The sequence below is a fragment of the Rhodobacteraceae bacterium S2214 genome, from assembly GCA_025141675.1.
GTDB lineage: Bacteria > Pseudomonadota > Alphaproteobacteria > Rhodobacterales > Rhodobacteraceae > Yoonia.
In genome coordinates this window covers 3,292,795-3,306,384 of sequence record CP081161.1, presented here as the reverse complement: position 1 = coordinate 3,306,384, position 13,590 = coordinate 3,292,795, and the positions used below count along the sequence as shown (strand labels likewise).

At 54.7% G+C, this 13,590-nt stretch carries 11 protein-coding genes; 8 read left to right on the top strand and 3 right to left on the bottom strand.

Features of this window, described 5'->3' with window-relative positions:
* The first annotated feature begins 27 nt into the window (after positions 1 to 27).
* The 8 genes from pal to K3729_16295 all read left to right on the top strand — a co-directional run bounded on the left by pal (position 28) and on the right by K3729_16295 (position 9,107).
* On the top strand, positions 28 to 567 hold the full coding sequence (pal, locus tag K3729_16330) for a peptidoglycan-associated lipoprotein Pal (GenBank protein ID UWQ98959.1): 540 nt from the start codon (positions 28 to 30) through the stop codon (positions 565 to 567).
* Between the two features lie 10 nt (positions 568 to 577).
* On the top strand, positions 578 to 1,396 hold the full coding sequence (bamD, locus tag K3729_16325; protein ID UWQ98958.1) for an outer membrane protein assembly factor BamD: 819 nt from the start codon (positions 578 to 580) through the stop codon (positions 1,394 to 1,396).
* Positions 1,397 to 1,400: 4 nt separating this feature from the next.
* Positions 1,401 to 2,627 carry a tRNA lysidine(34) synthetase TilS gene (gene tilS, locus K3729_16320; protein UWQ98957.1) on the top strand — a complete coding sequence of 409 codons (1,227 nt, stop codon included), beginning with the start codon at positions 1,401 to 1,403 and terminating at the stop codon, positions 2,625 to 2,627.
* 86 nt (positions 2,628 to 2,713) lie between these two features.
* Entirely contained in the window at positions 2,714 to 4,633 is a 1,920-nt protein-coding gene (ftsH, locus tag K3729_16315; GenBank protein UWQ98956.1) for an ATP-dependent zinc metalloprotease FtsH, read from the top strand.
* A gap of 99 nt (positions 4,634 to 4,732) precedes the next feature.
* Entirely contained in the window at positions 4,733 to 5,335 is a 603-nt protein-coding gene (locus K3729_16310) for an MOSC domain-containing protein (GenBank protein UWQ98955.1), read from the top strand.
* Between the two features lie 139 nt (positions 5,336 to 5,474).
* The gene (locus tag K3729_16305; protein UWQ98954.1) at positions 5,475 to 7,151 is read left to right on the top strand and encodes a formate--tetrahydrofolate ligase; all 1,677 of its coding nucleotides are present in this window, start codon (positions 5,475 to 5,477) and stop codon (positions 7,149 to 7,151) included.
* A gap of 117 nt (positions 7,152 to 7,268) precedes the next feature.
* Entirely contained in the window at positions 7,269 to 8,177 is a 909-nt protein-coding gene (gene folD, locus K3729_16300; protein ID UWQ98953.1) for a bifunctional methylenetetrahydrofolate dehydrogenase/methenyltetrahydrofolate cyclohydrolase FolD, read from the top strand.
* A 249-nt stretch (positions 8,178 to 8,426) separates the two neighbouring features.
* Positions 8,427 to 9,107 carry a LytTR family transcriptional regulator gene (locus K3729_16295; protein ID UWQ98952.1) on the top strand — a complete coding sequence of 227 codons (681 nt, stop codon included), beginning with the start codon at positions 8,427 to 8,429 and terminating at the stop codon, positions 9,105 to 9,107.
* Here K3729_16295 and pdeM read toward each other — a convergent pair.
* The 3 genes from pdeM to K3729_16280 all read right to left on the bottom strand — a co-directional run bounded on the left by pdeM (position 9,022) and on the right by K3729_16280 (position 13,554).
* Positions 9,022 to 9,711 (bottom strand): ligase-associated DNA damage response endonuclease PdeM, encoded by a 690-nt coding sequence (pdeM, locus tag K3729_16290; GenBank protein ID UWQ98951.1) that lies wholly within the window; start codon positions 9,709 to 9,711, stop codon positions 9,022 to 9,024. The two genes, K3729_16295 and pdeM, sit on opposite strands and share 86 nt — an antisense overlap.
* A 39-nt stretch (positions 9,712 to 9,750) precedes the next feature.
* Complete coding sequence (locus tag K3729_16285) at positions 9,751 to 12,162, bottom strand: ligase-associated DNA damage response DEXH box helicase (GenBank protein ID UWQ98950.1); 2,412 nt, start codon at positions 12,160 to 12,162, stop codon at positions 9,751 to 9,753.
* An 81-nt stretch (positions 12,163 to 12,243) separates the two neighbouring features.
* The gene (locus tag K3729_16280) at positions 12,244 to 13,554 is read right to left on the bottom strand and encodes an ATPase (protein ID UWQ98949.1); all 1,311 of its coding nucleotides are present in this window, start codon (positions 13,552 to 13,554) and stop codon (positions 12,244 to 12,246) included.
* Positions 13,555 to 13,590 lie beyond the last annotated feature (36 nt).

Sequence of the window (13,590 nt, the reverse complement as noted above, 5' to 3'; positions counted from 1 at the left end):
CAAACCAAGAATAATAGGAACGGGCATATGGTATTTTTGAAGAAGGCTGCGCTGGCGACGCTGATTTTGGCTACGGCGGCGTGTACGAACCCTGATCGCTTTGGCGGCAGCGGTGGTGCGGATGCGGGCGCTGGTGCAGGTGCGAACACAGGTGCGCCATTGGTCGCACCCGTTGCGCCAACCGGCGCGAATGATCCGCAAAGCCCGCTGTACTTTACACAGACAATTGGTGATCGCGTCTTGTTCGTCGTGGATAGCTCTACCTTGACTGCGGCTGGACAGCAGACATTGAACGGTCAAGCGAACTGGTTGAAAACAAACGCGGATTATCAGGCGATTATTGAAGGCCACGCCGATGAGCAGGGCACGCGGGAATATAACCTCGCGCTTGGAAATCGCCGTGCAAACGCGGTGCGTGAATATCTTGTGTCGCAAGGCGTTCCATCGACGCGCTTGCGGGTGATTTCCTACGGGAAAGAACGCCCGATTGAGGTTTGCGCGACCGAGGCCTGTTATTCGCAGAACCGCCGTGCTGTGACTGTGATCGCAGCTGGCGGCACGAGTTAAGGAAAAGACAATGCGGCGTTTTCTGACTATCGCGACAGTTATTGCTATCACGCCTTTGACGGCTTTCGCACAGGATGGAACACTGGCGGACATTCGCCAGCAACTTTCTGTGCTTTATAGTGATATCAATGGGTTGAAAGGGGAGCTGTCGACGACAGGTGCCCTGACAACCGGTACTGCAGGGAACACGCCGCTTGATCGCCTAAACGCAATCGAAGCGGAATTGCAGCGGCTGACCTCCAAAACCGAGGAACTCGAATTTCGCGTTAACCGTATCACGGTCGATGGAACCAATCGCATCGGTGATCTTGAATTTCGTCTGTGTGAACTCGAAGAAGGTTGCGATATCGGGCAGTTAGGCGACACGCCATCCTTGGGTGGCGTTGATAACGGGGCGAATGTTCCGGCGGCGACACCGGCCCCTGCGACAGGTGGCCCTGCTTTGGCCGTTGGCGAACAGGCTGATTTTGAGCGGGCGCAGGAGGCGCTCGCACAAGGTGACTTTCGCAGCGCCGCTGACCTCCTTGCGACCTTCAACGCGACCTACCCGGGCAGCCCAGTAAGTCAGCAAGCGGAATTGCTGCGTGGTAAAGCGCTTGACGGTCTTGGCGACACAACCGCCGCAGCACGTGCATATCTGCAGGCGTTTTCGGGTAATCCACAGGGCCAATACGCGCCAGAAGCGTTGCTAAAGCTTGGTGTTGCTTTGGGTGCTGTGGGGCAGGTTCAAGATGGTTGCATAACACTCGCTGAAGTTGGCTTGCGCTTCCCCGGCGATCCAAGCGTCCTTGAATCACAGTCGGCAATGCGCAATTTGGGTTGCTCGTGACGGCATGCTGCCTGAACTTCCTGAAGAAATCGTAAAGCTTCTATCGAAATTGCCGAAAATCGGCGTTGCAGTTTCTGGCGGGGGCGATTCTGTCGCACTTTTATCGGCGGTGCATGCTGCTTTTTCAGACAGCACCACGCGGATATATGCCGCGTCGGTTAACCATGGTCTAAGAAAAGAAGCGACAAGCGAATGCGAATTCGTCGCGACGTTGTGTGCCGCGCGAAACATCCATCACACGACATTGTCGTGGCAGGGTACGGGCGCCATCGGCAACCTTCAGGCCGCCGCTCGTGATGCCCGCTACAGGTTGTTGGCTGATTGGGCGCAGTCGCAGGACATTCAACACGTTTTGTTAGGACATACGTTGGATGATCAGGCCGAGACGATTCTCATGGCGCTTGGGCGCGGCGCAGGCCCCGAAGGCCTGTCAGGCATGCCATTTCGAACCGTCAAACACGGCGTTGCGTTCCTGCGGCCATTCCTGGGGATGTCGCGGGCTACACTGCGAGAAGGATTAAGAACCGCTGGCCAGAATTGGATTGATGATCCGTCTAACGAAGATCCCCGTTTTCAACGGATTAGGGTCCGGCAACTTCTTAGGCCATTGGAGGAAGCCGGTATTCCGTTAACCGCGTTTTCACAAGTTGCTGAAAACATGTTACAAATTGCGGAAACGCTGGATCTTTCGACGCATGATCTTTTGGCGGAACATGTCATCGAGGATCAAGGGGACTACCTGTTGCGGCAGGATGTGCTGGCCAAGATAGGGCGCGAAGGTGCACGGCGATTGGTGCTCGCCACTATGCGCACGCTCAACAGTGGCGAAGCCACGCCGCGCCGCACTGAACAGATCGAAGCATTGCGGCGACTGCAGCGTGGTGAGGACGCGACCGTCGCGGGCTGCAAGCTATCCTATGGCTGGGGCATGGTCCGATTTGCGCGCGAATATCGTGCAGTGCAGCATCGTGTCGCCAAAACGGACGAAATCTGGGACGGTCGGTGGCGGCTGGACGGGCCACATGCAGACGACATCCACATCGCAGCGTTGGGTGATGCCGTCGATGACTGCCCAAACTGGCGTCAAACCCGCCTTCCAAGGGCATCGTTGCGGTCTAGCCCTGCGATTTGGCGCAGCGATACGCTCGTTTCGGCCCCGTTGGCGGGTTTTTCGAATGCATGGTCGTTACAGATTGTCGCTGATTTGCCAAGTTCGGGGTCAGGTCATTGAAGTCTCGGCGTGAACGTCTATTTTACCTTTAACGCTTCGGCCCGACTCTGTCGGTGCCGATTTTCCGATTTGTAAGGAGTGTCGCCTTGGGCAACGCACGCAATCTTGTATTCTGGGTCGTTCTTTTTCTGCTGGTGATGGCTTTATTCAGCCTGTTTTCTGGCGGGCAAAGTTCAAGCATGTCGAATACGAAGAGCTATTCAGAATTTGTCACGTCCGTCGAAGGCGGTTCTGTGGCGCAGGTCACGCTTGATGGTGAACAAATCCGCTACCGTGGTACGAACGGTCAAGAATATGTGGCCATCATGCCGCGCGACGCAGAGGTTACTGACCTTCTGATCGCCAACGATATTCCTGTTGCTGCGCGGGCGCAGGAACAGTCAGGCCTTCAATCATTCCTGATCGGTTTGTTGCCTTTTGCTTTGCTGATCGGTGTGTGGATTTATTTCATGAATCGCATGCAAGGTGGCGGCAAAGGCGGGGCGATGGGTTTCGGGAAATCCAAGGCAAAGCTGCTGACAGAGAAGCATGGTCGCGTCACGTTTGACGATGTTGCCGGTATTGATGAAGCGAAAGAAGAGCTGGAAGAAATCGTAGAATTCCTGCGCAATCCACAGAAGTTTTCTCGTTTGGGCGGCAAAATTCCAAAGGGTGCGCTGCTTGTGGGCCCTCCGGGGACTGGTAAAACGCTGCTGGCGCGTGCAATTGCGGGCGAAGCTGGGGTACCTTTCTTCACTATTTCTGGTTCCGACTTTGTCGAAATGTTCGTTGGCGTCGGTGCGTCTCGTGTCCGTGACATGTTCGAACAGGGGAAAAAGAACGCTCCTTGCATCGTGTTTATTGACGAAATCGATGCGGTTGGCCGGTCCCGTGGCGCTGGTTACGGCGGCGGAAACGATGAACGTGAACAGACATTGAACCAGTTGCTGGTGGAGATGGATGGTTTCGAAGCAAACGAAGGCATCATCATCGTCGCGGCGACAAACCGTCCTGATGTTCTTGATCCAGCGTTGCTGCGTCCGGGCCGTTTTGACCGTCAGGTTCAGGTACCCAACCCTGATATCAAAGGTCGCGAAAAGATCTTGGGCGTGCATGCGCGCAAGGTTCCGCTTGGTCCTGATGTTGATCTGCGCATCATTGCGCGGGGGACACCTGGTTTCTCAGGTGCTGACCTTGCGAACCTGGTTAACGAATCCGCTTTGATGGCGGCGCGTGTCGGTCGCCGCTTTGTCACAATGATCGACTTCGAATCCGCCAAAGATAAGGTCATGATGGGCGCAGAGCGTCGGTCGATGGTCATGACGGAAGACGAAAAGAAATTGACGGCATACCACGAAGCCGGACACGCGATTGTCGGGTTGAACGTTCCGCAGCACGATCCGATTCACAAGGCCACGATCATTCCACGCGGTCGTGCGTTGGGCTTGGTGTTGTCCTTGCCTGAACGCGATCAGCTGTCTGTCAGCTACACCAAATACACCTCCAAAATTGCGATGGCGATGGGCGGTAAAGTTGCAGAGGAACTGATCTTTGGACCAGAAAATGTCACGTCCGGCGCGACGTCTGACATCCAGCAGGTGTCCAAGATCGCCCGCGCTATGGTGACACAATTCGGGTTCTCTGAAAAAATCGGTCACATCGATTACGCAAATGAACAGCAAAGCCATCTTGGGAATTATGCAGGCGCGACAAGCCATTCCGCCGAAACCCAGAAGACAATCGATGAAGAGGTGCGCCGCTTCATTGACGAAGGCTACGAAACTGCAAAGCGGATCCTGACTGAAAAAGCGGATGATCTGGAACGGTTGGCGCAAGGTCTGCTGGAATATGAAACACTTACCGGCAATGAAATCACACGCGTGATCGCTGGTGAGGCGCTGAATCGCGGTGATGATGCGGATGATACGCCGCCAAGTGACGGTAATTCAGTGACGGCAATTCCAAAGACGAAGCCGAAAAAGCCAAAGTCGAATGACGGTGGTATGGAACCTGAACCGTCAGTCTAAGCAAACGAATTGACCCCGCCCCAGTGGCGGGGTTTTTCATTTCTAAGGGTTGTGTTTTCTGAGTGGCTTGGTCTTCATGTCCGAAAATGGAGACCGCAAATGCCAGCACTGACCCCCACATCATTTTCAGGAAAAATTACGTGGCTCGGGTCGGTGCCCAATCGGGCAACGCCGGAGATTCAAACCAACGCGCTGCAAGACATGCCGTTGACCTTTGCCGGTGCGAAGAACGAAGTTCATGCAGGGTTAACCCGTCCGTCGTGCAGTCGTGTTTTGTCTCAATACCCGCGTGACACCGAAATCCGGAATACCCGTCAAATCAGCATCGTGTGCGCGTCAGAACTAGCAAAGATCGCAGCGGCGTTGGGTTTGGATGCGATTGATCCCGCTTGGTTGGGCGCATCAATCGTGGTGGACGGCATACCGGATTTTTCGCATGTGCCGCCATCATCACGATTGCAGTCGCAAGACGGGGTGACCCTGACCGTCGACATGCAAAACAGGCCTTGTATCTTTCCCGCCAAGACAATTGAGGCGGCGAAACCGGGCCATGGGAAAGCGTTCAAAGCGGCCGCCGCTGGTATGCGCGGGGTCACCGCCTGGGTCGAACGCGAGGGCACATTGCGGTTGGGCGACACGTTGACCTTGCATGTCCCTGATCAGCGCGCGTGGATGGCCCAACCGGACCTTTTTGAAGGCTAAGGTTTCCAATCCGAAACGATCCTCCATGAAACCGACGATTCCGGCAGGCGTTATGTCGCAATCGCGGTGCTGATCTTCTTTGCCGATCGATAGAAGCGATTTAGAACACGGGCAGTTGCCCGCGCATCAGGGAGGCACCATGGCTTATAAGACGGATATCGAGATTGCACGCGAAGCAGTCAAACAACCGATTCAAGAAATCGGCGCGAAGTTAGGCATTAGCAGCGACGATCTGCTGCCCTACGGCCACGACAAAGCGAAAGTTAGCCAATCTTTCATCGATTCCGTTCAAGATCGGCCAAACGGTAAACTTGTCCTCGTGACCGCGATCAATCCGACCCCTGCGGGCGAAGGTAAGACGACGACGACTGTCGGGTTGGGCGATGGTTTAAACCGGATCGGCAAAAAGGCCGCTGTTTGTATCCGCGAGGCGTCGCTTGGGCCAAACTTTGGTATGAAAGGTGGGGCTGCTGGCGGTGGGATGGCGCAAGTTGTCCCTATGGAAGACATGAACCTGCATTTTACAGGTGATTTCCACGCGATTACTTCGGCCCACAATTTGTTGGCCGCGATGCTCGATAATCACGTATACTGGGGCAATTCGCTAGAAATCGACATTCGCCGCGTTGCTTGGCGTCGCGTATTGGATATGAACGATCGGGCCCTGCGCCAGATCAATGTGAACCTTGGCGGTGTTGCAAACGGTTTCCCACGTGAAGGCGGGTTTGACATCACGGTTGCATCAGAAGTGATGGCGATCCTGTGCTTGGCCAAAAATCTTGAAGATTTGCAAAACCGTTTGGGCGATATGATTGTGGCCTATCGTCGGGATCGGTCTCCGGTTTTCTGTCGTGATATCAAGGCTGACGGTGCAATGACTGTCCTGTTGAAAGACGCGATGCAGCCAAACCTTGTGCAAACGCTGGAGAATAATCCTGCTTTTGTCCACGGCGGCCCGTTTGCGAATATCGCACATGGCTGCAATTCGGTTACGGCGACGACTACGGCGTTGAAAATTGCTGATTACGTTGTGACTGAAGCAGGCTTTGGCGCGGATTTGGGCGCAGAAAAATTCCTGAACATCAAATGCCGCAAAGCGGGGCTTTCGCCGGATTGCGTCGTTCTTGTTGCAACGGTCCGGGCCATGAAGATGAATGGCGGCGTCGCAAAGGCAGATTTGGGCGCTGAGAATGTTGAGGCAGTGAAGTCGGGGTGTGCCAACCTTGGTCGCCATATCGGAAACCTGAAATCATTCGGCGTGCCGGTTGTTGTCGCGATTAACCACTTTGTCACGGATACGGATGCGGAAGTCCAAGCCGTCAAAGACTATGTCGCGACACAAGGGTCCGAAGCCGTGTTGTCACAGCACTGGGAGTTCGGATCAAAAGGGTCTGAAGACCTTGCGAAAAAGGTTGCTGAGGTCGCCGAGGCCGGTATTTCGAATTTCGCGCCGATCTACCCAGATGACATGAGCCTTTTTGATAAAATCGATACGATTGCAAAGCGTATCTATCATGCCGATGAAGTGTTGATGGATCAGAAATTGCGGACGCAGTTGAAGGACTGGGAAGATCAAGGATACGGTAACCTGCCGATTTGCATGGCAAAAACACAGTATTCATTCACCACAGACCCGACCGTGCGCGGCGCGCCTACTGGGCATTCTGTTCCTGTTCGCGAAGTACGTTTGAGTGCAGGTGCGGGATTTGTGGTTGTGATCTGCGGTGAGATTATGACGATGCCTGGCTTGCCACGTGTCCCATCTGCGGAGGCGATTCACTTGAACGCTGACGGCCAAATCGAAGGCCTGTTTTAAAAAATGGTGGGGCGACGCGCGGCTGCGCCGACGCCCCACCCACCATCCCAAAGGTGCTTGCGACCGTGGTAAACTTCCCCCAAAAGCGCCTTACATTTCCTAAGACTGAGGTATGACATGACTGCGACTGTAATCGACGGAAAAGCCTTTGCGGCCAAAGTCCGCGGCCAAGTAGGCGAGCATGTTGCCCGCCTGAAAGAAGTGAACGGGATCACGCCGGGTCTGGCTGTGGTCTTGGTTGGCGAAGATCCGGCGAGCCAAGTCTACGTCCGTTCAAAGGGCAAAATGACCGTTGAGGTCGGGATGAATTCCTACGAGCACAAATTGGACGTCGATACGACAGAAGAAGCGTTGCTCAAAGTGATTGCTGATTTGAATGCTGATCCAGCGGTCCACGGTATTCTGGTTCAATTGCCTTTGCCTGATCACCTCGACAGTGATTTGGTGATTAATTCAATTGACCCAGCAAAAGATGTGGATGGTTTTCACATTTCAAATGTTGGCCTGCTTGGTACAGGTCAGAAATCAATGGTGCCTTGCACGCCATTGGGTTGCTTGATGATGTTGCGTGAACATCACGGTTCTTTGTCCGGTTTGAACGCCGTCGTTATCGGGCGGTCAAATATTGTCGGGAAACCAATGGCGCAATTGTTGTTAAATGATAGCTGCACGGTGACCATTGCACATAGCCGTACAAAAGATTTGGCCGGAACTGTAAAGCAGGCGGATATTGTTGTCGCAGCAGTCGGACGTCCTGAAATGGTGCCCGGCGATTGGATCAAGGAAGGTGCAACCGTTATTGACGTTGGCATTAACCGTATCGATGCAGGTCTCAAGGAAGATGGTACACCGAAGACGCGTTTGGTTGGCGATGCTGACTACGAAAGCTGCGCTGCGGTGGCGGGTGCAATTACCCCGGTTCCGGGCGGTGTTGGCCCAATGACGATCGCATGTTTGCTGGCCAATACCGTGACAGCATGCTGTCGCGCCAATGGTTTAGCAGAGCCTGAAGGTCTGACCGCATAAAGTTACGTAACGATAATTTGGCGACTAACATTATTTAGACTTGGAGATCACCATACGAGAACTTAACCTAGTGACTATTAATTGTGCTTTATGATTTTAGTTACGGGGTAGGTGTTGCGAAATTTCGGAAGGCAAGTTGCCAAAGTTTTGACGAACGGTCGCATTTTTTCGATGGTCGTTTTTGGGTGCATTTTCTTTTCATTCGCGGGACCCTTTGGCAGTTTCTCGGACTTAAGCGTCGGGGCCCGAATGCTATTTTGGGGCCCCGTTTTTGTGGGTGCCTATGTCACAAAAGCAATTACCCACAGTTTGACCGCGACTTTCTTTGAAGGACGGTCTTTGGCCGAAAGTCGGACAATTGATTTCCTCATTTTTAGCGGCGTCTTTTCCCCCATTCTTTTCACCTTTTTGAATTTGGGTCCCGTATCATGGGGCGCAGACAATATTTCGCTGGCTATTTTGTCATCTTGGGTTTTGCTGACCACGGGGACATGCACAGCGCTGTTTGCGCTGATTAATCCGGAACCTGTCTTTGTTGATCCACGTGATGAACCTGTTGAAGAAGCCCCGCTGCCACCACGTTTATTCAGTCGGTTAGGGATTTGTTCGAACGAATTTGCTATCACCCGCCTCACCGTGAACGATCACTATGTGCTTGTCGGCCTGTCCGACGGCAGCGAGCAGCGCCTATTGATGCGGTTATCAGACGCAATTGCCGAAATGGATGATGTCATGGGCTATATCACCCACCGGTCCCATTGGGTCAGTCAGGCGCACGTCAAAGGCATTATCTACGAAGGTCGCCGCGAACTGTTGGAATTGACTACGGGAGTGCGTGTCCCGATTAGCCGAACCTACCGCCCCGTCCTTGTTGCCGCCGGACTAATCCCAGAGGCACGGGAACAGCGCGAGACCCAGTTAACACAGTGATCGCCTGTTTGCTAAAGAGCTGACGTATCGCGGCATCTGACACCTTTAGCCCACCGGTGTATGCCCCAAAAGCGGGCAGGATCAGACGCTGGGTATCGTAGACGAAACAGGGCCTCAGCCGCCCCATTCCCGGGACACCGTGTTTTGGGTGATAGTGGCCGGATACTTCGGGCACCGCGTCGCTGGCGATATGGCGAAAAGCCACCGTGCCGATAGTCATTTCGCTTAGATGGCTACCGCCTAGATCCACGGGCCCCGGATCGTGGTTCCCTTCGATCCACACCCACGTGCGTCCCGCTTGTAGGCGCAGCAGCGTCGCTTGATTCACCTCATCCAGCGCATCGACACCGAGAAGATCATCAAAACTATCGCCCAGACAAACGACCTGCTGCGGATCGAGACGGTTGATCTCTGCTTCCAGCCGATTGAGCGTTTCAAAGTTTTCGTATGGCGGGATTAAGGTGCCAGTTCGGCGCGCGATTCTGTCCGATTTACCCAAATGCAGGTCAGAGACAACCAAGGTACGATGGTCAGGGATCCAAAGCGCACCGGTGGCTTCGGCATGGAACGTCAGATCAGCGAAGGTAAAAACATGGGCGGTCATAGCGATGGAAGTGCCGCGCTGGCGTGCGATTGGCAAGCGTTATTGGGGCAGTTGGCTTAACCCTGCGCTTTCCATTAGCAATGCGGCAGTGTCTTCCAACAGCTTATCCTGCGCGCTACCTGCGACCATCACTTTGCCCCGTTCTAACAACATGGGCGCAGACAATGGCGACACACGATCCAGAATGACATGGTCAATGCGGCCTGCAGTCCTTTCCATCATCTCGGCGATCCGGCCAAAGTCGACAAGCCCGCGCAACGCCTCCTCCCGTGTGATTTGCAGGATCAGGTGGTCAGGGTCGTATTTGTAAAGCGTGTCATACAGGATATCGCTGGAAAATGTTGCCTGCCTTCCGGTTTTGCGTTTTTGCGGCAGATTCCGTTCGATCAGCCCAGCAATCGTCGCGGCCCCACGAAACGTCTTCTTCATCACAGCATTGCCACCCAGCCATGTCTCAAAGCCGTCGGTGATGGCCGTCGTATCAAATAACGGGGCAGGATCAGTGACCGGATCCAGCCCCCAAAACAGCGTCGCATAATCGGTCGCCACAAACCCCATGGGGTGCAGGCCCAGCTGTTCCATCCGTTGTGTCAGAAGCAAACCGAGTGTCTGTTGCGCATTGCGCCCCGCAAAACCGTAGACACATGTATAGTGGCGGTCGTCGAAATACATGCTTTCAACAAGAATCCGATCCGCCTCGGGCAGTTTGGAAATGTCGCGTTGCAGATGCAGCCATTCAGCGGTGTGCATAGGCAGTTGTGGCCAGCTGTCCTGCTGGAACATGCGCAGAATGCGGGCCTGCAGTTGGGTCGATGTCGCGAATTTGGTGCCCATGAATGTCGCAATCTTGGGCGTTTTAGCCGCGTCCCGCGTGACCTGCACTGTCAGCTCTTTCAGGCTGTCATAGCGCACGATTTGCCCACCGATCAGGAACGTATCACCAGGGGTCAGGGTCGCGGCAAAGCTTTCTTCGATCTCGCCTAACGCCTTGAAATTACCCTTGAGTTTGACCTTTAGCGTTTCGGTGTCCTGAATGGTCCCGATGTTCATACGAATGCGCTGTGCCGCACGCGGATCGCGCAATTGCCACAACCCGTCAGGCCGCTGCATCAGTCGCTGCCATTTGTCGTAGGCCCGCAGCGCATAACCACCGGTCGCGCAGAAATCGAAACAGGCATCGAAATCAGGACGCGAAAGACCCGAAAACGCGCCGACGGTCTTCACTTCAGCGTACAGGTCATCAACATCGAACGGCCCTGCACAGGCGATGATCAGAATGTGCTGGCACAGAACATCGCGTGGACCGGGGCCCTTTGGATCACCGTCCAGATCGTGGGCATGCACGGCCTCTAACGCCGCGACGCATTCGACCACTTCGAACCTGTTTGCAGGCACAAGCAGCGCCTTGGACGGTGCATTATAGCGGTGGTTGGCGCGTCCGATCCGCTGCACCAGACGTTTCACATTCTTAGGCGCACCAACTTGGATCACCAGATCGACGTCGCCCCAGTCAATGCCCAGATCAAGCGATCCGGTGCAGACAATCGCCTTCAGATTACCGGCGACCATGGCCGCTTCGACCTTTTCGCGTTGGGATTTATCCAATGATCCGTGGTGGATACCAATCGGCAGCGCCTCTTCATTCGCAAGCCAAAGATTGTGGAAAAAGATTTCGGCCTGCGCGCGGGTGTTGTGAAAGATCAGCGTCGTGTTGTGTTTTTTGACCTGATCCAAGACGGCAGGGATCGCGTATTTGCCGCCACCACCGGTCCATGGCGGTTGTTCTTCGGTGACAAGCATCTGGATGTCAGGCGCAGGGCCGGGATCGGCATGCAAGATGGGGCAGGGATCAGGATGGCAGGCCAGTTCATGCGCAATCGCGGCAGGGTCCTCGACCGTCGCAGACAGACCAACGCGGCGCAGATCGGGCGACATGGCTTGCAAGCGGGATAGGGCAAGCATCAGCTGATCGCCGCGTTTGCTTTCCGCGAGCGCGTGAATTTCGTCCACGATAATGCGCTGGACACCCTTAAACATGCGCGGCGCATCTTCGTAGGATGTCAGCAGCGCAAGGCTTTCCGGCGTGGTGAGCAGGATATGTGGCGGGTCAGCGCGTTGCCTGCGTTTTTGCGTGTAAGACGTGTCGCCAGTGCGGTCCTCAATGCGGATCGGCAGGTCCATTTCATCAACCGGCGTGCGCAAATTACGTTTGATATCAGCGGCTAAGGCTTTCAACGGTGACACATACAACGTGTGCAACCCGTCGTGCCCGCCATCCGCTAGTTCCACCAAAGTGGGCAGGAAACCGGCCAGTGTTTTGCCGCCGCCAGTCGGGGCAATCAGCATTAACGCGGGCAGGTCCTTGCGGTCCAACATGTCTTGCTGATGCGGGTGGATCGACCAACCGCGTTGCGCGAACCAGTTGGTGAATTGGGGGGGCAGGGCGCTCATGCGCTTAAGGTATGGCAAACGCCAGCGGCTGCAATGGGCGACCGCTGGAATGCATTGTTTTCGCGATATGAAGACGCGTCGTTAGTGGATAATGTCTTCTTCTTTGACGAACATGTTTTCCCATGCACGATCCACCAGTTTTGGTGTCATCTGATAAGGAATACCTTCAAAGTCACAAATCGCGATCATCTGGTCGATGAGGAAGATCGGCTGATAGTTCGCATAGGCGTTGCCGATTTCCGGATAGCGGTTGTTCAGCAGGTGGATCAACGTGTCTTCGTCCAACGGCATCCGACGCTTACGGGCGACCATCGCAAAGATTTTCAAGAAATCCGCCTGATCCGGCCCGTCAATTTTGATCTTATAGAAAATCCGGCGCAAAGCCGCCTTATCGAAGATCTTGTTCGGGTGGAAGTTGGTCGAGAAAATCACGAGCGTGTCGAATGGCACTTCGAACTTTTCACCAGATTGTAGGGCCAGAATATCTTTGTTTTCTTCCAGCGGAACGATCCAGCGGTTAATCAATGCCTGCGGCGGTTCAGCCTGACGGCCAAGGTCGTCCACGATGAAAATGCCACCGCTGGATTTCAGCTGCAAAGGCGCCTGATAGGTCCGCGCGGTCGAATTATAGACAAGATCAAGCATCGATAGTGAAAGTTCACCACCTGTGATCACGGTTGGCCGTTCGCATTTGACGTAGCGGGTATCAAAACGGCCCGACGTCCGGCGCAGCGAATTAGGGTCATCGACATCGTCTTCGGCGGCGTTGTGCACAATCGGGTCATAGACGGTAATCACCTGACCTGAATATTCGATGGCGCGCGGCACGTAGATCTTGTCGCCAAGCGCATCCCGAATACCGTTTGAAATCGATGACTTACCGTTGCCCGGTGGTCCGTACATCAGCACGGAACGTCCCGCACCAACCGCTGGCCCAAGTTGGTCCAGCAGGGCGTCAGGCAGGATCAGATGGCCCATCGCGGACGTCAGACGGTCACGCGATACCTGAATGTTTCGAATGGATTGGCGTTGCACCTGATCGCGATACACCTCCAGCGGAACAGGCATCGCGCCGAAATATTCAGACTGCGACAGCGCATCCAATGCGCGGGATTTACCGGCGTCCGTCAGCTGATACCCCATTTCGTTGCCAGCGGTGGCAGACATGGTGCCTGTCGCTTCCAGCAGCAGTTGGGACCGCGCCATATCGACCAGTTCTTGCACAACGGGGATCGGCAAACAGATCACAGGGCTGAGTTCGCTAACCTGATTGAGGTTCATTCGGAACATGGTCTTGATCAGGATGTCGCGCATCATCGACATGGGCAATTGCATCCCTGCCAGCCCTTTGGGGGCGGGGGGTGCCATAACGGATTGGGTATGTACGTTCATAATGGGCCTGCTGTCTGACTGCACGAAACACCCCGT

Coding starts and splice junctions, on each gene's coding strand:
- K3729_16280 (UWQ98949.1), bottom strand. CDS start 13,554: ATGAACGTACATACCCAATCCGTTATGGCACCCCCCGCCCCCAAAGGG.
- K3729_16305 (UWQ98954.1), top strand. CDS start 5,475: ATGGCTTATAAGACGGATATCGAGATTGCACGCGAAGCAGTCAAACAA.
- pdeM (UWQ98951.1), bottom strand. CDS start 9,711: ATGACCGCCCATGTTTTTACCTTCGCTGATCTGACGTTCCATGCCGAA.
- bamD (UWQ98958.1), top strand. CDS start 578: ATGCGGCGTTTTCTGACTATCGCGACAGTTATTGCTATCACGCCTTTG.
- K3729_16310 (UWQ98955.1), top strand. CDS start 4,733: ATGCCAGCACTGACCCCCACATCATTTTCAGGAAAAATTACGTGGCTC.
- tilS (UWQ98957.1), top strand. CDS start 1,401: ATGCTGCCTGAACTTCCTGAAGAAATCGTAAAGCTTCTATCGAAATTG.
- K3729_16295 (UWQ98952.1), top strand. CDS start 8,427: ATGCTATTTTGGGGCCCCGTTTTTGTGGGTGCCTATGTCACAAAAGCA.
- K3729_16285 (UWQ98950.1), bottom strand. CDS start 12,162: ATGAGCGCCCTGCCCCCCCAATTCACCAACTGGTTCGCGCAACGCGGT.
- folD (UWQ98953.1), top strand. CDS start 7,269: ATGACTGCGACTGTAATCGACGGAAAAGCCTTTGCGGCCAAAGTCCGC.
- pal (UWQ98959.1), top strand. CDS start 28: ATGGTATTTTTGAAGAAGGCTGCGCTGGCGACGCTGATTTTGGCTACG.